Source organism: Roseibacillus persicicus (assembly GCF_014651675.1).
Classification (GTDB): Bacteria; Verrucomicrobiota; Verrucomicrobiia; order Verrucomicrobiales; family Akkermansiaceae; genus Roseibacillus; species Roseibacillus persicicus.
Genome location: NZ_BMXI01000018.1, coordinates 56796 through 74754, shown reverse-complemented (window position 1 = coordinate 74754; position 17959 = coordinate 56796). Strand labels below are relative to the sequence as shown.

At 56.4% G+C, this 17959-nt stretch carries 13 protein-coding genes; 9 read left to right on the top strand and 4 right to left on the bottom strand.

Going from position 1 to position 17959, the window contains the following annotated elements; translation table 11 throughout:
- Window positions 1–78 precede the first annotated feature (78 nt).
- From IE099_RS18110 to IE099_RS18095, 4 genes are all read right to left on the bottom strand, one after another.
- Window positions 79–4638 (bottom strand): S8 family serine peptidase, encoded by a 4560-nt coding sequence (locus IE099_RS18110; RefSeq protein WP_189573235.1) that lies wholly within the window; start codon window positions 4636–4638, stop codon window positions 79–81.
- Between the two features lie 153 nt (window positions 4639–4791).
- Window positions 4792–8565, bottom strand: a complete 3774-nt coding sequence (locus IE099_RS18105) for a WD40 repeat domain-containing serine/threonine protein kinase (protein WP_189573233.1) — start codon at window positions 8563–8565, stop codon at window positions 4792–4794.
- Window positions 8566–8574: 9 nt separating this feature from the next.
- Window positions 8575–9303, bottom strand: coding sequence for an RNA polymerase sigma factor (locus tag IE099_RS18100; RefSeq protein ID WP_189573230.1), 729 nt, complete (start codon window positions 9301–9303; stop codon window positions 8575–8577).
- A gap of 78 nt (window positions 9304–9381) precedes the next feature.
- Window positions 9382–10512 carry a MalY/PatB family protein gene (locus tag IE099_RS18095; protein WP_189573228.1) on the bottom strand — a complete coding sequence of 377 codons (1131 nt, stop codon included), beginning with the start codon at window positions 10510–10512 and terminating at the stop codon, window positions 9382–9384.
- Window positions 10513–10668: 156 nt separating this feature from the next.
- Here IE099_RS18095 and IE099_RS18090 point away from each other — a divergent pair, with 156 nt between their 5' ends.
- The 9 genes from IE099_RS18090 (at window position 10669) to IE099_RS18050 (ending at window position 17953) form a co-directional block, all read left to right on the top strand.
- Window positions 10669–11598, top strand: coding sequence for a YitT family protein (locus tag IE099_RS18090; RefSeq protein ID WP_189573226.1), 930 nt, complete (start codon window positions 10669–10671; stop codon window positions 11596–11598).
- A gap of 118 nt (window positions 11599–11716) precedes the next feature.
- Window positions 11717–12604: a hypothetical protein gene (locus tag IE099_RS18085; RefSeq protein WP_189573224.1), complete on the top strand. Its 888-nt coding sequence runs from the start codon at window positions 11717–11719 to the stop codon at window positions 12602–12604.
- Window positions 12605–12677: 73 nt separating this feature from the next.
- The gene (locus IE099_RS18080; RefSeq protein WP_189573222.1) at window positions 12678–12920 is read left to right on the top strand and encodes an acyl carrier protein; all 243 of its coding nucleotides are present in this window, start codon (window positions 12678–12680) and stop codon (window positions 12918–12920) included.
- Between the two features lie 120 nt (window positions 12921–13040).
- Window positions 13041–13571 carry a hypothetical protein gene (locus IE099_RS18075; RefSeq protein ID WP_229809582.1) on the top strand — a complete coding sequence of 177 codons (531 nt, stop codon included), beginning with the start codon at window positions 13041–13043 and terminating at the stop codon, window positions 13569–13571.
- Window positions 13572–13591: 20 nt separating this feature from the next.
- Window positions 13592–14482: a LysM peptidoglycan-binding domain-containing protein gene (locus IE099_RS18070; protein WP_189573218.1), complete on the top strand. Its 891-nt coding sequence runs from the start codon at window positions 13592–13594 to the stop codon at window positions 14480–14482.
- 7 nt (window positions 14483–14489) lie between these two features.
- A complete protein-coding gene (locus IE099_RS18065; protein ID WP_189573215.1) occupies window positions 14490–15455 on the top strand; it encodes an acetyl-CoA carboxylase carboxyltransferase subunit alpha in 966 nt (321 codons plus the stop codon).
- Window positions 15456–15526: 71 nt separating this feature from the next.
- The gene (locus IE099_RS18060; RefSeq protein WP_189573211.1) at window positions 15527–16189 is read left to right on the top strand and encodes an ABC transporter ATP-binding protein; all 663 of its coding nucleotides are present in this window, start codon (window positions 15527–15529) and stop codon (window positions 16187–16189) included.
- 80 nt (window positions 16190–16269) lie between these two features.
- The gene (locus tag IE099_RS18055; protein ID WP_189573208.1) at window positions 16270–16971 is read left to right on the top strand and encodes a hypothetical protein; all 702 of its coding nucleotides are present in this window, start codon (window positions 16270–16272) and stop codon (window positions 16969–16971) included.
- Window positions 16972–17128: 157 nt separating this feature from the next.
- The gene (locus tag IE099_RS18050) at window positions 17129–17953 is read left to right on the top strand and encodes a DUF1194 domain-containing protein (RefSeq protein ID WP_189573205.1); all 825 of its coding nucleotides are present in this window, start codon (window positions 17129–17131) and stop codon (window positions 17951–17953) included.
- Window positions 17954–17959 lie beyond the last annotated feature (6 nt).

The following is a 17959-nucleotide window of genomic DNA, read 5'->3' as shown; positions in this document are numbered from 1 at the left end:
TTTAAAGGAAAAAGGCTGAAGTGGTTTTCGCAACCGCTTCAGCCTTTCTCGTTCTAGGGGGACCGGATTAGGCGAGTTCTATCGGGGCTCGAGCACGACTCGAACGTTGTCAAAGTTGGAGCGAGAACCTTCAGAAATTAGGCGGACTTTGACGTCATAATAGGAGTCGGGATCGGTGCTGAAGAAATCGAAGCTTGCCGGGAAGCCGTCCTTAAAGGTGCCCTCGGGGATGTTGGTGGCGAAGTGGGAGCTGCGCGCCAATTCACCTTGGTTCATCAAGGCGACGCTGCTGACGTTATTTGGGGTGGTGAAACCCGGACGATTGCCAATCGCAGCCGTGACCGAGAGCACGCCGCTGTAGGTGAAGAAGCTATCCTTGGTCTCGGCGTAAGTTCCGCCAGCGACACTGAAATGATTGAGTCCCGTTGAGCTAAAGCCCTGAACGAACTCAAAGACAGTTTGGCCCTCACCGTCGTTGTCATCGGTCCAACCTGGTCCGGATTGCAAGAAGGGAGGGTTGGCGCTGATGAGGAAGGGAACTTCGAAGTCAGGATTCTCGATTTCGATGGCCACCTCCGGCTCGAAGCGAAGACGGTAGTACCGTGAGCGTTCAGTGGTGGAGTCTAGAGTGCTGTAGTTTTCGAGCCGAGGGGAAATCATTCCAGAACTATTGAGGCTACTGGGGGTGGCCCCGAGAGTGGTCCAATTGAGAAGGTCAGTGCTGGCTTCCAAGAAGAAGCCTGCGGTCTGATCTTTTCTGATGCTAATGAGATTATAGCCGCTGGCAGATTGAACATTCACCGAAGCGATACCGAAGTCAGGTCGCAGGATGGCGACGCTATCGACCCAACCCCGATCCTCGCCCAAACTATTACTGATATCCTTTTCATAGGTCCAGCGCAGCACGTGATTGCCCGCTGGAATATCGATTTTGACGGTGCTCCAATCGGTAGTCCCAGAGATTCCAGGCACGAGTTCTTCGCCATCCATGGTGAAGCGGAGAAAGTCCCAATTGGCTTCGCTACTGACCTTCCAATTGAAAAAGAGTTTTTTCGGACCAACCACCGTTGTGGTGAGAGTCGTGCTTTCGTTGTCGGAGATCTTACCATGGCTGGTGCTGTCGATGCCACCGTTACTGTTATCTGACTCCGCATACCAACCTGCGTCTCCGTAGCTTTCCCAGCGCTGGCTCCAGTGGTCGAGTCCTCTTGCGGGGTGGGTTGCGTCGGGCGTTACCGAGATTTGGTCAAGCCAAGCCGAGCCGGGCACGTCGTTCGCACCGGCTGTATATGACCAGCGGAAGACGTAGAGTCCATCGGGGACTTCATAGTAAACTTGCTGCCAGCCTGTGCCCCCGGAGATAGGCTCAAGCGCCCTTGGCCCATTGGAGGCTGGCGAGGCATCGTGATACTCGGTATCGACGTTTACCTGGAGGACCTCCAACTTGAGATTCCCGTCTGGAGCGCCCGTGCATTGCCACCAGAACGAGAGAAGGGAGGGCCCCTTGACGGTATAGGTGACCGCCGTGTTGTTCGTAGTATTGGGAAACTCCGACATTGGCGTGAATACCGTTCGGATGGCGGAGGCTCCCGGCTCTCTGCTGCGGCCGGTTGGAGCGGCATTGGATACGTCGGGAATCCACGCTGCCTCGCTAGCATCTGCCAGCATGAGGTCGGTGTATTCCGCATCGAGAGGAATGTCGGCAGCTTGGCCCAGAGAGCCATCGTCAGGAAGAGGAGTCACCATGAATTGATCGATTAAGCCGTGACCACTTTCCTCAACAGGATTGCGCCAACTGAAGGTGAACTCATGGCTCCCTGGCCCAAGGATGGCGGAATAGCGCCTATAGACATTGCCCTTTGAATGGAGGATGAACCCCGTAGGCCATTTCGCGCGTAACGTTCCGTTGGGGGCGGTTTGCGCCATGGTGAATTGAACCAGCGCCGGGCCTTCGATGGTGGTCGTCATCTCCGAGTATTCGAGGGGCTCCACGTCACCGGACCTGGCGATGTCTCCTGTTGGGATCGCACTGGCTTCAATCTCGATGTTTCCCCATGGCAGGGATGACAATGAAGTTTGAGTCCACAAGTAATCAGAGTTATCGATCCCATCGGTAAAGTTATTGAAGCTGATGGCATCAACCCAGCCCTGATCGGAGCCCGAGTTCGTGTTAGAGTCCTTCTCATAGGACCAGCGCAAGGTGTGACTTCCAGCCGGAACGACATAGGCGTAGACATGGGTGGCGACGTCCCCTGAAATTTCCTCTATCAGGGTGTCGTCGAGGTAGAAGCGAAGATAATCGTAATTGGCTTCTGAGCTGACCCCCCAAGAGAACGAAACGGTCGTAGGGCCATCAACAGTGGTCTCGCAAGCAGCGCTCTCGCTGTGGTCAATGGGAAGATTGACCGCGCGATCAGAATCATTGGCTGAGGCGTCTGCCTGATAGGCGAAACCGGCGACGGCTCCGGATGTCGGTCTGGTGAAGCTTCGGTCGAGGGAATCAACCGCATCGGCCAAGGTGCCAATGCTTTCGGGAGTATTGCCCTCAAGCATGAGAGAGAAGACCTGCTTTTTGTTGTCGGGGTCCTGGGCGGACGGTTCGCTCAGGTCACCATCGTAAGAGATGATGAGCTCATAAATGCCAGGCATTGCCGGGATGTCCTGCTGTCCTCCACCCAGTTGTTCCACGGTATCAATGGCATTCCCACTGTAGACGGGGAGTGCGTTCGGGTTGGAAAGATTCAACTGGGGAGCCCGGTAAAAGGTTCCGTTTGGACCCCGCAGGACGATATCGAGGTCGTTGACCAACACGGGGGTCGGATCGTCCAGATTGCTTTTAGTCGAGCCTTCCGGATCGGTCCAGACGAGGGTCGCCTTGACGGGAGAACTGGCGGTGAATTGCAGCCGGATCTCCCGTCTTTCTTCTGAGAGAAAGTCTTCGTAGATGTGGAAGTTGCCGGGGTGGTCAGCGTGCAGGTCAATGTGCTGGGTCGCTTTCCAGGCATCGACGAGTCCCCAACCCGACTTGTAGTCAGGCCCGGGGTTCAGGATGTCGGTCGCGGTGTGGATCATCAGGGCTTTCAGGGTCGAGGCCCGCATGGTTTGCCCAGTCAAGTTCTTGTAATGCTGATGGAGTAGTAGCGCGGTCCCGGCGGCTCCGGGGGTGGCCATGGAGGTGCCGGTTTTATCCCCGTATGCATCGTCCGCACCTTTGGTCGCGGAGTAGACCGCGGCCCCATTTGCCACAATGTCGGGTTTGATTCGACCGTCGTCAGTGGGGCCAAAGCCCGAGGAGCTGACCATCTCGATTCCTGAGATCGAGCGGCTGTCTGACGAAACGGCGTCCTGGAAGTTGCCTACGATCATGGGATTCTTACCGATTGAGCTCGTCAGGATGGAATCAAAGCCGCTTGTTCCTCCATCCGGACCCGGTGCGTCTCCAGCTGAGAGCCCCCAAACCGCTTCGTTGGGTGAAGAGTTGACGGTGCCGTCCGCATTGTAGGCTGGCCATTGGACTTCCTGCAGATGGCTTGGCAACTCTCCCCGGTCATTCCCCGCTGCGATGAAGGGCAGGAGGTAAGGGGCCAAGCGGCAGGTTTTATCATATTCTCTGGCTGTGGAACCATACAGTCCAAAGGCACGGGGCTCGGAATCTCCTGCTCGTCCCACCCATTTTTTTCCACCGAAGGCATCTCCCAGTAGGTTGGAGGGAGTCAGCTTTGCCCATCCTGCAATCTCTCCGTAGGAATGATTGGAGACATAGACTCGGTCGGGCTGATTGGGTGCGGTTGCGCCAATGGAGCGCATCTCTGCGTCGTCATCGCACCAGTTGAAGGCCACCGCGTTTGCCAGCCAGGCCATCCCTCTGGCATCGGGCTCGCTGTAGCCGTTGCCGATCAGGGTTCCCAGGACGTGAGTGGCGTGATCCTGAATTTCGTTGAGGACTTTCTCGCACCTGATTCCTTCGTCTCGATAGGTCACCCGGGGGGAGCCCAGGTCTGAATACAAAGCAAAGTCGTGGTGGGATAGGCGCGGCTTGCCGAGTTCGAAAAGAGCGACCGTCCAATCATCTCCGCTCAGGTTCGGGTTGCTCCCGGGAGTGTCGAACTGGTTGATTCGGGAGACATTGTGCGAGATGCGGGCATTGGTGTTTTGGGTACCATTGTAGACAGGGGCCCCATTCTCGAGTCGCATGATTTCAAAGCCCATGCCATCCTCGTTGACTCCGGCAAGTGGCCAATGGTTCTCTCTCGCCCATTCTTCCGCCTCGGCTTTTTCCCGTTGGCTGCGAGCCAAGGCCTCGGCGGCATGCTTCTGCATCGTGGCTTCGTCGGGACCGAAAAGTCCGGCCTGCGTGGCGGGTTGCTCGAAGCGTGGGTCGAATTTTGGGGCGGCAGCCGCCACATTCGGAGGGGCGATTTGCTCTTGGTCAGCTCGAACGAGGCGCATCTCCGTTATCTTTTCCGGCTCGGGAATGGAGGGGTGATTGCCGTGTTCTTTCTGCTCAGCTGCTACTTGGGCTGAGGACTCTGAAGGGCTCTTGGCAGATGAAGACGGGTCACTCCAGTCAATCATTGTGAAGCAGCTAATCAGGACGAGGGTCACTACCAGCAAGATGGTTTTGATTGCGTTGTTCATGGTTCTAGGGTTCGCGACGGATAGAGTGTTCATCACCTACTAAGACTTTTGTCCGAGAATGTTTCGGCCTCGGGTGGTGATTTCTTCGCAAAGACCTGGTCCGAGGGTGAGCTGTCGGATGGAGCGCGGATTGAGGGGGCGTGCCCTCGGTTGTTAGAAAGAACCTTTCTGATACTGCTGCCATTTCTCCAGCCACTGCTGGCGAGTGAGGCGTTCGAGTCCGCCGTTTTCGCTGATGGTGGCGTTGGCGTGGATCTCGGCGAGGAGGAGGTCTTGCTCCAGAGAGTGGGGAGAGACCGGAAAGGCCTTTTCCAAACTGAGTAGAGCCGGGTTGGCATACTGAGTGGTGATGAGCAGATTTTTCCCTTCGTTGATGACTTGCAGGTCCAAAACCCAACCGCCGTAGTGGGGAACGGGGGGGCGCAGAGGGCGGCCGCTCCGGATTTCAGAAAAAGTGATCTCCGGATCGTATCCGCCGAGCACGATGCCTTTTTCATCTGGTAGAAAGGTGCCGGTGAGGGGGGACTGGGGGGTGCGAATGTCGGGGCCCAGCCGGACGTCGTTCTTCCAATCCAAGACCCGGGATCTCAAGTCGCCCCCGGCGAGAAGCAATCGTTCGCCCGAGGGGCTAAGGCGGCAAACCATGCACCAGCCATTGTAGGGAAAGTTCGCCCGTGCGGGTTTGCCGGTTGCGAGGTCGAGGAACTCCACGCGATCGTTTTTCACAACCACTCCAGCAGCGAGAATGTGGTCCGTGATCGAGAGGTCAAAGACCGTGGACTCCTGAGGGCGGGGAGGAAGAAGAAACTCATGTCTATCGCGGTCCCAGACCTCGTGGCTCCAGAAGCCCCAGGTGATCAGGTGGCGGCCATCGGGCGAGTAGCGGCAGCGACCGGAGTTGGAGATCGCTCCGTTGTCGGAGAACCCTTGAGGGGTGGTGTAGAGGGTGGAGGCTTGGTAGGTGTCGAGGTCGATCTCGAGCCGTTCGCCTCCGGCGCAGGCCACCGCGAGAAGGTCTTTGTAGGGATGGCGGGCAAGCCCTCGTGGTTCGGAGGGGACTTCGATAGGCTCGCTGACAGCCTGCCCGGTCCGGGAGTTCCAGATTTGGACGAAGCCACTTCCCGGGTCGACTCTCATTTTCCCCGTCGTTCGATCGGGGGTGGTGCTGACCGCTAGAGCGACCAGGTCTCCGTCAGTGAGAAAAAGTCCGTTCATGATGATTCCTCCGGCGCCAAAGGGTGGTCCTGCGGGTTCACCATCCGAGGTGCGGTAGACGCGGGTCGTCTTGCGACTGGCATCTTCGCGCACGTGACCGAGGGGGAGGAGTCGGTCTTCACTGGGGGAGAGCGCGACAAATCCGCCTCTCGGGTTATCGGTGTCAATCTGCTGGACGAGATCCCGGTCAGGCAATTTCCAAATCCGAACAAGTCCATGTTCCGAAAAAGCAAGAAGGCGGGAATCGGGTGAATAGCGGACGGCAAGTTGTGGAAGGTGGGAGTCTCCCACGGTCTCGATGACCTCGCCGGAGGGCAATTCATAGCTCACGATTTGCTTGCCTCCAACTTGGGCGGCGAGCTGGCTTTCGTCGGGGGCAAAGGCGATCTCGAAGCCATTGAGAATGGGGCCTGAAAAATCCGGGCGCGTCCGATCGATGAGCGCATGATTGTCTCTCGCTAGATAACGTCCCGAGGGACTAGCCCACAATTTGACCCCTCTGAAGTGAGGGCCGATCGCTCCCGCATGGTTCTCGATAATATTTCCTGAGAAAATGTCGCAGACCAGGGTGTGTCCATCGGGGCTGACAAACGCATATTGATGCCCTTTTCCCAAAAGCTGAGCCTGAGACTTTTCATAAATGGGCTGGGGGGGATGCCGGAGAGCAAAGGGTGGGGTTGCCTCGCGAACTTCCAGAGTGTGTGCCATTACTAACAGCAAGGTGTCCTCCGTTTGAGAGAGATGGAGGAAGCGCGACGGGGCTGGAATGGAGGTCGAGTGGCGTTCCTGGGTCTCTGGCACCCAACGTTCGAGATTTTCCGTGCCGGGAATAAAAAGCGTTTTCCCATCGGCACTCCAAGCGAGGGGGGCGGCCGCAGGGCTCAAGGTATTCAATGTCGCGATAACATCTCCGCCGGGATAATCGACGATGAAAGCATTATGAAGATTGGCCAGGGCGAGTCGTTTTCCATCGGGGCTCCAGCTGGCATGGTCGGCATCTGGGACGGGGATGGTCCAACGTTTGGGGGACTCGCTCATGTCCCAGACTTGCGGGTAGTATTCGTTCTCGATGAAGACGATGAGGGCGTCTTGCGTTGCGTTCCAAATGAGTCCGGAGACATAGTCTTCGCCACTATCGAAGACTGCCACAGGTTGGGAAAATTGATTTCGCCAGGCGGCGACCCGGGTGCGGTTGGCGTCCAAGCGAGCGGGGTCGGTGCGTGCGGTGAGAGCCGCCTTGGCAAACCAGAGGGTGGCGACTTCATCTTGTCCCTTGGCCGCGGCTTCCGCTCCCGACTGGGTGTAGAGATCGGCGATGGTCAGCACGGCGAGTCTGCGGGCCCTCTCTTCGCCTGCGAGCGCAACTTGGGCCCGGTGGGTCTGCTGCAGGCTGAAGGTCAGGCCGAGAATGAGGGACAGTAAAATCAAAGCCGCCGCGATGGAGGCTGCTTTGTTTCGCTGGAAAAACTTTCCCAACTGATAGGACAGGGTGGGGGGGGCGGCCGTGACGGGCTCGTGGGCGAGATAACGCCGGAGGTCTTCGGCCAAGGCTGCGGTGCTGGCATAGCGTCGCTCGCGCTCCTTGGAGATGGCCTTCATCACGACCCAGTCCAGGTCGGAGCCGAAGGGCTGTTTCGGGGAAGGTGTAGTCGCATCGCTTTTCAGCTTTGCGCGGGCGATTTGAGTGCTCGGTCTTGGGGGCTGCTCTTCGCGGATGATTTTTTGCATCTCTAGCACTCCCGTCTTGGCCAGTCGTTCGGGATCGAAGGGCGGGGTGCCGGTCAGCAGCTCGTAGAGCACAACCCCCAGGGAATAGACGTCGGTTCGGGTGTCGATGTCCTCGCCGTCAGTCGCCGCTTGCTCGGGGCTCATGTAGGCCGGGGTTCCGAGGACCTGCGCTTGGAGGGTGTAGTTGGAATGATTGGATTCGGTGGTGGCCCGTGCGATCCCGAAGTCGATGACCTTTGGGATTCCTTCCTCATTGATGAGAATGTTGGAGGGCTTCAGGTCGCGGTGGATGATGCCTTTCTGATGGGCATGTTCAATCGCTCCACAGACCTCAATGAAGAGCTCGATCAGCTCCCTGTTAGAAAGCCTTTTTTTCCGATGGTAGACATCGATGGCACGCCCTTCCACCAGTTCCATCACGAAGTAGGGCCGACCCATGGCAGTTGCACCGGCCTCGAACACCTGCGCGATGGAGGGATGGTTCATCAGGGCCAGGGCCTGGCGTTCCCGCTCAAAGCGCTTCACCACTTCGCGGGTATCCATCCCCAGTTTGATGACCTTCAGAGCAACCTGTCGCGAGACCGCTCCGCTTTGCTCGGCCTCCCACACGGTGCCCATTCCTCCTTCTCCAATGCGGCGAACAAGTCGGAAATTATTAAAAATGGTGCCGACTTCCTCTCTCTCGGTTGCTCCCATTTCGAGCCGTGCATTGATCGCGGATCCCAGGGTCGGGGTGCCTTGGTCGCCTCCTTCTTCCTCGTAACCCTGCAGCAGGAGAAGCGCATCTGTTAGAGCCTCGCGGTCGTCTCCCACCGAGTTCTCGATGAACTGAATTCGCTCTTCCGTTGGCAGCGCGAGAGAGGCTTGAAAGAGGCGCTCGGCCCGGCTCTGGCTGCTCTCCGGCATCGCCGTCTCCAAAAGGCATTTGGGGCAGTGGCCTTTGGGGGAAAGGCTGGTGCCGCAGCGCTCGCAGATGGTGGACATGAGTGGGAATCAATTGACGAAGGCGGCGCGAAGATGGGCCAGTTCTTCTTCCACTTCGGTCTCATTGCTCACGGTCTGGGCGATGGTTTGCTTGAGGAGATCCCGATAGCGATTGCGCAGCTTGAAGGCGGCAATGCGCACCGCCGGCTCGCTCATGCCGAGTTCGGCCGCAGCGAGAGCGTAGGGTTGTTGTGTCCCTCCCGGCACAAGCTGCTCACGCAGTTTTTCGAAGATGGGGCCTTTGCCCGCCTGATGATAGGATTGGGAAAGCTTGTTGAGCACATCTTCCAGCAGCTGACTGGCCCAAGCGCGGTCGAAGGCGACTTCGGGAGTGAGCTTTTCCACCGGTTCGGAGAGGTATCGCTCCTCTGCTTCCTGCGCATCGATGGAGACTATCTGGGCGAACCCACCACGTTTGAACCGCTTGGCGTGCCTCCACTCGTCGATAGCGAAATTCTGCAAGGAACGGATGAGAAAGCTGCGCAGCTTTCCCCGGTCCTGTTCCGCTTTCTGCAATCCGTCTTTGGAAAGAAGATGGGCGAAAAAGCTTTGCGTCAAATCTTCGGCGTCGGCCTGATTGTCGCGCAAGCGGCGGGCGTAGCAGTAGAGAGGGAACCAGTAGTCTTTACACAACTCGGTCAGCGCCGCCGGATCAGACGTCGCCGCCTCACGCACCAGGGTCCAGCGAGTCGCCGGGAATGCTCCAGGTGCTTGAGAAGAGGTCGGGTTGTCGTTCACCTCCAGCAAGTTTAGGTGAAATTTGTCAAAATCAGATCCCAAAAATGTCGAATATGAGCATGGATGGGAGAAGCATCCTTATCGCAAGGCGCGCACCATTTTCTCCAAGCCTTCCTGCACCCGGTAGGTGGGGCAGCCGTAGTTGAACCGGACCGCTTTGGGAGACCCGAAGAATGCCCCGTCGGAGAGGAAGAGCTTTTCCTTGTCCTCCGCAACCTTGGCGGGATTGTCGTGGGTGAGCGCGGAGCAATCGATCCACGCGAGGTAGGTGGCTTCGATCTCGGGCACGATGACTTCAGGCAACTGGTCCGCGAGGTAGGAGGTAAGGTAGTTGCGGTTCTTGCGCAGGACGGAGAGCAGCTCCTGACGCCACGGCTCACCATGCTGATAGGCGGCTTCGGCGGCGAAGTAGGCAAGGGCGTTGATCTCGGAGAGGGTGTGACCCTTTGCAGATTGAAAACGACGGCGGACGGAATCGTTGGGAATGACCGCATAGGCGTAACCCAGGCCCGCGATGTTGTAGGTCTTGGAGGGCGAGAGCAGCGTGATGGTGTTTTCGCGTAGTTCCTCCGGCAGATTGAGAGCGGAGAAGTGCGGAGTCTCCTCTTCGTCGAGAATGAGGTCGCAGTGAATCTCGTCAGAGACCAAAAGGATACCGAGCTTCTGGCAAAAGGTTGCCAGCTTGATCATCTCCCGCTCGGTGAAGGCGCGGCCGAGGGGATTCTGAGGATTGGAAAGGATGAAGACCTTGGTGTCGGGGCGGACGGCGGCAACCATTTTCTCCCAGTCAAAGGTCCAGACTCCTTCGACCTGAACATGCTCGGTGGTGAGGAGCTGGGTCCCGCCATCGTGGTGAACTCCCAAGAATGGAGGATAGACTGGGGTGCAGGTCATCAGCGAGTCACCCGGCTGGGCAAAAGCGCGACCAGCCATGGACAAGGCAGGAACGAGACCGCCGAGGTGGACAATCTCTTCCTCCTTCGCAGTGTAGCCGATGCGATTGGAAAGATAGGTTTGCAAGGTCTCGACAAGCGAGGGATGGGGGAGGGCGTAGCCGAAGACTCCCTGGCTCACACGGTCCTGCAGCGCGGAGATCACTTCGGGCGGGCTCTGAAAGTCCATGTCCGCGACCCAAAAGGGATCGAGGTCGGAGCGGCGATCCCACTTCAAGGAACCCGTGGCGCGGCGGTCAGCAACTGGTGTCAACATGCCCCTGTGATGGCCTTGGGGCGGGGTTGGAGAAAGCAAAAATTTAAGAGTTTCCCAATGGGTGACAGTTCACCAATTCCAATTTGAGAGAACTGCTTAGTCAATTTTTAGCTTTTTAAGTGTTCTTGGATGAAAACGATTAAAGTAGGGTCCGGCATGAGTCACTCTCCGCATCTGCCACATCCCCGTGTGCCGGTCTCCCGTCCCTTGTTGGACCTCAGCCAGATCCTCTTCGGCTGCTTCTTGGCGGGCACATCGTTCAATGTTCTGCTGCGCCCGAATGAGATTGCGTCGGGGGGGATCGTGGGGCTTTCGCTCATATTCAGTGAAGTGTTCGGGATTGAGCCCGCGTTTTTGCAATGGGGTTTCAATTTTCTCATTCTTGTGATTGCGGCCAAGTTTCTGGGGCGGGCGTTTGTCTTTCGAAGTTTGGCTGGACTGATTGCTTTGCCGGCCGCGGTTTACTTGACCCGCTTCTGGCCGCCAATGACCGGGGACTTGCTCCTAGGCAGTCTTGCCGGCGGAGCGGGAGTGGGGGTGGGAATGGGCCTGGTCTTTCGTGCCAACGGGTCGGTGGGAGGGTTCAGTGCCTTGGCGCTTTTGTTTCACCGTCGCTTGGGTTTGCCGGTGGACCGTGGGCTGATTTTGTTGGACGGATTGGTGCTGCTTTCCGCGGCGCTGGTGTATCGGAATGCCGAGCTGATTTTGGCTGCAGCGATTTGTGTTGCGATTGTCGGCAGGACCGCCCGGGGTCTTCTCAATGGCATGAGCCACTCGCGAATGGCACTGATTGTCTCCGAGCTTTCCCCCGAAATTGAGTCCCGGATCCTGACCGAGATTCCGCTCGGCGTGACCAAGCTCCACGGGCAGGGAGGGTATTCTGGTGAGGAGCGCGAGGTTTTGATGGTCGTAGCCCGTGCTCCGGAGGTCATGCGATTGAAGCGCCTGGTCAAGGAAGTGGATCCGAATGCTTTCATGACGGTCTGCGATGCCCATGAAGTGCTGGGCTACGGCTTCAATTCCTTTGCCGTCACACCGAGAGCCGAGCGTCCAGTGGGACTCGCTCCTGCCCCCACGGCAAAATGAACTGGGGCCGGGAGCTCAAGTAGGGTTTGCGGGAAGGGGGCAATCCTCTTCGCTGGCGCAACTTAGGCATCATGGGCTTGCCAACGGGACTTTATCTCGCAAACTCCCTTACGAATACATGAGCGACTCTACCGAATTAGTTTGCAAGCCGACCAAGTGGTTTCTGTGGCGCGCCGTAGCGATGGCAGTCATGTTCGGGGTGGGCGCCTTCATGTTCTTCAAAGACTGGAAGTGGGGCTATCCGGAGAAAAACGTGGAGCGCTACCATTTCCTCGCATTTGAGCAGGCGAAAGAAGACTTTGCCAAGCATCTCGAGGAAGGAAAGAGCCCTGCCGAATGGGAAGAGTATGCCTCTACACAGAAGATCTTCCGCCCGGTCGACAAGGATGGCGAGAAGGTGGACGAGGTCGCACCGACTGTCCCCGCCGACACGGATTTTGAAAAAACTTGGCCGGATATTCTGGCCGATTTCGAGACCTATTCTCCTCTCTACGAGCAAGGGAAAAACATCGCCAGTCCTCCGGGGTGGAAGGAGTTTTCGAATTCCGGGGGCAGAAAGTGGGACGAGAAATCGGCGGATCAGTTGAAGTCCGAAGCCAAGATTAAGGAACAGCTCTACATTGGGATTTTCTGCACCGTGCTCTTTGTTCTGGCGCTCTTTTTCTTCCTCCGCACCCTGGGGCGAAGCATGAAGGTCGATTCCGCAGGTTTTACCGCCCCGGGAGGAAAGTTGATTCCCTACGGCGACATCAAGCGCATCGATGCCCGCAAATGGGACACCAAGGGGCTCGCTTATCTTTATTATAATGACGGGGGAAGCGAGAAAAAGGCCAAGGTAGACGGCATGGTCTACGGCCAGTTTAAGAAAGAAGAAGGAGAGCCAGCCCAAAAGCTCTACGACCGGATTTTGTCCAATTTCCATGGAGAACTGATTGAATTGGCTCCGGAAGAGGACGAAGAGCCGGAAAATGAAGAAAAGAAGGTCGCTACAAATGACAGCGAGTAATGATTTTCGCCATTGCCAATTCAGAAAGAGCCGCGTAATCCTTCCCCCCACACTCAACTACTGAACAGACCCTATGTCCGATAAAACGAACGAAGCACGAATCAAGGATATCATCGTCGAGCAACTCGGCGTCAACGAAGACCAAGTTACACCCGAGGCCAAGCTGATGGAGGACCTCGGCGCAGACTCGCTGGATGCGGTCGAACTGGTTATGGCCATCGAGGAGGAGTTCGGTATCGAGGTTCCCGACGATGAAGCTGAAAAATTGACCAGCATGGGCGACATCCTCGCCTACGTCGACAAGGCTGGAGAGTAAGATTCACTCAAACTGAAAACAGATTTCAAGAGGTGGATCCGAGTCGGATCCGCCTTTTCTGTTCTCAAGGCACAGGATTTCACAGTTTGACCAACTGGCGAACTGAACGACCTTTTTCTCTTGCAACCTCATTCTCCTGACACCGTCCAGTATGCACTCGAGACAACTCGAGTGCTCTACGAGCCTGATCGAAGAATCGACACCTTCACCTCCACCCGCTTCGAGTTCCAATTTTTGAGCGAGCCGATGGATCAAGTGGGGCAGGTGCGAATTAGGGAAGGGGAAGTGGAGGCGTCTCAACCGCAAATCATTCGCCCCGAGGGGTTTGAAGAAATTTCGGCAGAAGGTTTTGGCGACCATGCCAAAAAGCTCTTCGATTGGATGGAGAAAGAGGGGCAGTTGCCCCAGTTCCTGCAATATGGTTTTCAATTCAAGCGGAGCGGAGTGACGGAGGACTTGATCCATGAGCCTATCGACGTGGTCCGAGGGCGGCTGGTCGACCAGGCCAAGGCCGAAGGGCGGCCCATGCAGGCTGTCATTGAGGGGGTTGATGACGCTTGGGAGATTTGCCTTCTGCGCTTCGCCATGGAGATGATTTCGAAGTCGAAGAGAATTAATCTTTTCGACTTCAAGCGAAAGGGCCTTCTTTAGTTCCAGGGGGGCATGCCAATATGAGATTTTCCACAATTTGCAAAGGAGTTGCCGCGTTCGGGGTCTTGGCCGTGATGGCCGCTACGGCCTTCCTTGTGCAGCGATTCCAGCTCGAGATGGCGGTGCCCGAGCGCAATAATCAGGAGATGCTCCTCTACCTGGAGGCGAATAAGTTGCCGGACGTGGAGCCGGGAGATCGGGCTTCGCAGAGAGCGGCGGAGCTGATTGCCACTGGTGACTTCGAGCAGGCGAAGGAGAAGCTCCACTTCATCATTAACTTCAGCCCCGGTTCACCCGCGGCCAAGGATGCCCGCCGGATTTTGGGGGAAATCTACCTCGATGAAATTTTCGCTCCGGGCGAGAATGACTGGAAGGTGAAGCATGTGGTCAAGCGAGGCGAGTTCCCTCTGAACCTGGCCAAAAAGTATGAGACCACCCTCGACTGCATGATGGTGGTGAACAATCTCCAGCGCCTCGAGATTCATCCCGGCGACGAGCTGTTTATGGTGGCTCTCAATTTTAACATGCGGATTGACCTCAAGCGCAAGGCCTTGACCCTGCGTCGGACGATTTCGGAAAATCCGCGACGGGAGGAATTCGTTAAGGAGTATCCCATTGAAAGATTTCGCCTGCCTTCCCAAAGCAAGGTTGTGATTCAAACCAAGGTGAAGGACAAAAAAGGGATGGTGGGCACCCGCAGTGTCAGCACCAGCACCGAAGCCTATCGCGAGTCGCAGAAAGTGATTTGGTTGGAGAATCAAGGCTGGCAGATTCGTGCGATGCCAGACGAGGGAGATGAATTGCCCGAGGGGAACGGATTCTTTTTGGCGCGGCCTGATGTGGAAGAACTTGCTCTGTTATTAAGAGTTGGCAATCAGATCGAAATCATGATGGATAAAGACGAGGAGTAATATGGGGATGGAAAAGCCACTGGAATTTGAAAAGCCGATCGCGGAGCTCGAAGAGGAGCTCCAAGGTCTACGACGGAAGGCCGAGGAGCAAAACCTCGACCTTGGTGATGAGATGAACGCCCTGCAGGGGAAGTTGGAGGGGACGCGGAAGCAGATTTACGAAAACCTCACGCCATGGCAACGTGTCCAAATCGCGCGACACACCAACAGGCCGTTTTTTCTGGATTATCTCAGCAAGTCATTTGACGAGTTCTGTGAATTGCATGGCGACCGACTGGTGGGGGATGATCGGGCGATGCCGGCAGGCTTGGCTCGAATCGGCGACCATCGATGCGTGGTCGTAGGTCATCAGAAGGGCCGTAACACCAAGGAGAATTTGGAGCATAATTTCGGAAGCGCCCATCCCGAGGGGTATCGCAAGGCCATGCGTTTGATGCGTCTCGCTGAGCGGTTCAACCTGCCCATCGTGGCGATGATCGACACCCCCGGAGCATTTCCCGGGATCGGCGCCGAGGAGCGGAATATTGCGGAGGCCATCGCGGCCAACCTGCGAGACATGATGGCCCTCAAGGTGCCCGTCATTGCAATCGTATTGGGCGAAGGTGGATCCGGAGGTGCCTTGGGGATTGGCGTCGCCAATCGGGTTTTGATGATGGAGAACTCTTACTACTCCGTTATTAGTCCGGAAGGATGTGCGGCTATTCTTTGGAAGCATCGCAAGCACGCCCCAGAGGCCGCGGAGGCGATGAAGTTGGCTGCGCCGGACTTGAAAGAGCTTGGACTGATTGATGGCGTGATTGCCGAGCCCGAGGGCGGAGCTCATCACGACCATGTGGCGACGGCCCAGAGCTTGCGGGAGGCGTTGCTCACGCAATTGGATGACTTGGCCAAGAAGTCCAGCGAAGAGCTCCGCGATGAGCGCTACCAAAAGTTCCGTCACTTCGGCGTTTGGCAAGGCGAAGAGCTCGCCTAGCGACGCTGTTGCTTAAATTGCAGGGTGCTCCAAAGGTTTGGGGCCCGGAACCTTCTTAGTCTCTATTTGCCATGTCTCTCATCGAAGCCAACGAACTCCATCGCAGCTACCTTTTGGGTAAAAAGAAGCTGGAGGTTCTCCGTGGAGTCAATCTGGAGGTGGAAGCAGGGGAAAAGGTTTTTCTCTGCGGTCCATCCGGGGCGGGAAAGACGACTCTGATGTACACCCTCGCTGGGTTGGAGCGACCCGAGCAGGGCAAGGTGACTATCGAGGGAAAGGATATCTATCGTTTGCCTCCCAAGCAGCAGGCGAATTTTCGGAATCAGACGCTAGGCTACATTTTTCAGAGCTTTTTCCTCCTTCCGGAGCTCAGTGCGTTGGAGAATGTGATGATTCCTTCCCTCATCGGCGGTAAGGAGACGAGGGAACGCGCCACCGAATTGTTGACTCTGGTCGGTCTGGGTGAGCGCTTGGACCACCTGCCCGCCGAGTTGAGTGGGGGAGAGCAGCAGCGGGTTGCGATTGCGCGCGCTCTTTCCAATGAGCCCAAGATCATTTTTGCCGACGAACCCACTGGAAATTTGGACTCACGAAACGGAGCTGAAGTCATGCGGCATCTCTTCGACCTATCCGATCGAATCGGAGCCACATTGGTCATTGTCACTCATGATCGTGACCTCGCTAAGACCGGAGACCGCACTTTGATTGTCACGGACGGTAAGATTGAAGGCTAGAGCGACCGTTCTGGATTATCTGGCTAGGACCGTTCTTTCTTTTGCTAGCTTTCCAGCGTGTTTTTTGTAACTTGCCCCATGTGAGATCTTTAGTCGTCGCATTGGCTTGGGGAGGTTTGACATTGGGTTTGCAAGGCGAACCCAAGAAGCAGGGCCTAGAAGATTTTACGGAACCATACTACTTCGACACTGGCAATGAGGTCGCTGGGATCTGGGCAAAGGACCGAAGCAAGCTTGAGAGCGAGGGAGCCGGGTCGACACCAGCCTTTCCCTGGAACGCGGCTTCGCTCTCGTTACTACGGCAGCTATGGAATGGAGTGCAAAATCGTTCTACCCTGACCGAGTATTCCTACCTCTGTGGTCAGTGGTTTGCGTTGCCTGGCTACAGCTTGCTGGAGTGGACCCACATGGCCACCGACTATGAGGATGGCAGTAGCACTCACTATTATTTCTATCACTCCAATGGCGAAAGCATCGACCGGATTCGGTGGGTTTGGAATGGTGGGGTGCAGAATGCTCCGGAAGTGATCGACTACTTTCTGGAGGCAGGCTCATTTCAGGTCATCAAGTCTATAGGACAGCGCAAATCGCTGCCGGATTTGATTCGGGGACTGGATGTTCCCTTGCGCGAAACAGATCAAGGGGGATTGGAAGGCATCGTGTCGAACTCCTCGACAGGCTACACCAAGAGATCCGAGTCTCAGGACCTGGATCTGAAGATTCTGGTCGATTTGCTTTCAAAGGATCGAAGTTTACTGGGTGAAAAGGGACCTTTGAAATGAGGTTTTTGGAGGACTGAACTTCCTCGTGTTCAGTTCGTTTGGGCGAAGAATTTTTTGGGAATCCGAAGGTGATGGGATTCGAAAGGGCTTGGTTTTTGCATTCTGTTGCAAAACAGGTTGATAAACGTGTCATGATTGTTTAATTTTCTTAAAAATCATGAAGACGAAACTTTCTGCAGGTTGTTCAGCCTCCAAAACTCTCGCCTCGGCGTTCTCTGTGCTTGCGCTGTCGGTTACCGCGATGGCGGCACCGGTGGACTCGGAGATTCTGATCTTGGTGGATGGGCAAACTTTCTCGCAAAACAGTTTCGACCTGATGATGGAGGGGGTGGCGCAAGCCTTCGAGCAACAGGGCTTCATCGACAGCGTTGCGTCCGGTCCTTACGGGAAAATCGCGTCCTCGGTCTTGATTTTCAACGCCAATGGGACATCCACTGCGATTCCATGGATGGAGATGTCGAGTTCGAGCGATCTCCAGACCTTTGCGAATGCGGTGAGAAATGTTTCCGCTCCGTTTTCTTTCGGAGGGATTAGCTATGTGGATGCCATTAGCTCCGGAGCGGCTTCGATTGCCAGCTCCACCTTCGAGGGAACCCTGAGCCAAATGACAGTGATTGAAGATGGCGGTTTTTTTCTTTTCAGCGATGGACCCAGCGAAGTTCAGGCTGCGCGGGATACAGCTCTTTCCAGTGGAGTCGATGTCATCAATTCCGTAGTCTACAATGCTGCGGGGCGGCAGGCGGCGATTGAATCTTACTACGAGTCCAATGTGGTCAGCGGAGGGGTTAATGGAGAGGTTGCGGTAGTCGGGAGCATTCCTTTCGTGAATCCGTCTCCCGCGGTTTCGGCGGCGATCCAAAGTAGTATCGCCAACAGCGTGACCAATCCTACCATCGCTGCGGCCCAAGCCGTCCCCGAGCCGAGCTCGATGTTGCTCGTGTCTTTGAGCGGTCTGGCCATGTTGTCGCGCCGTCGTCGCTAAGGCTCG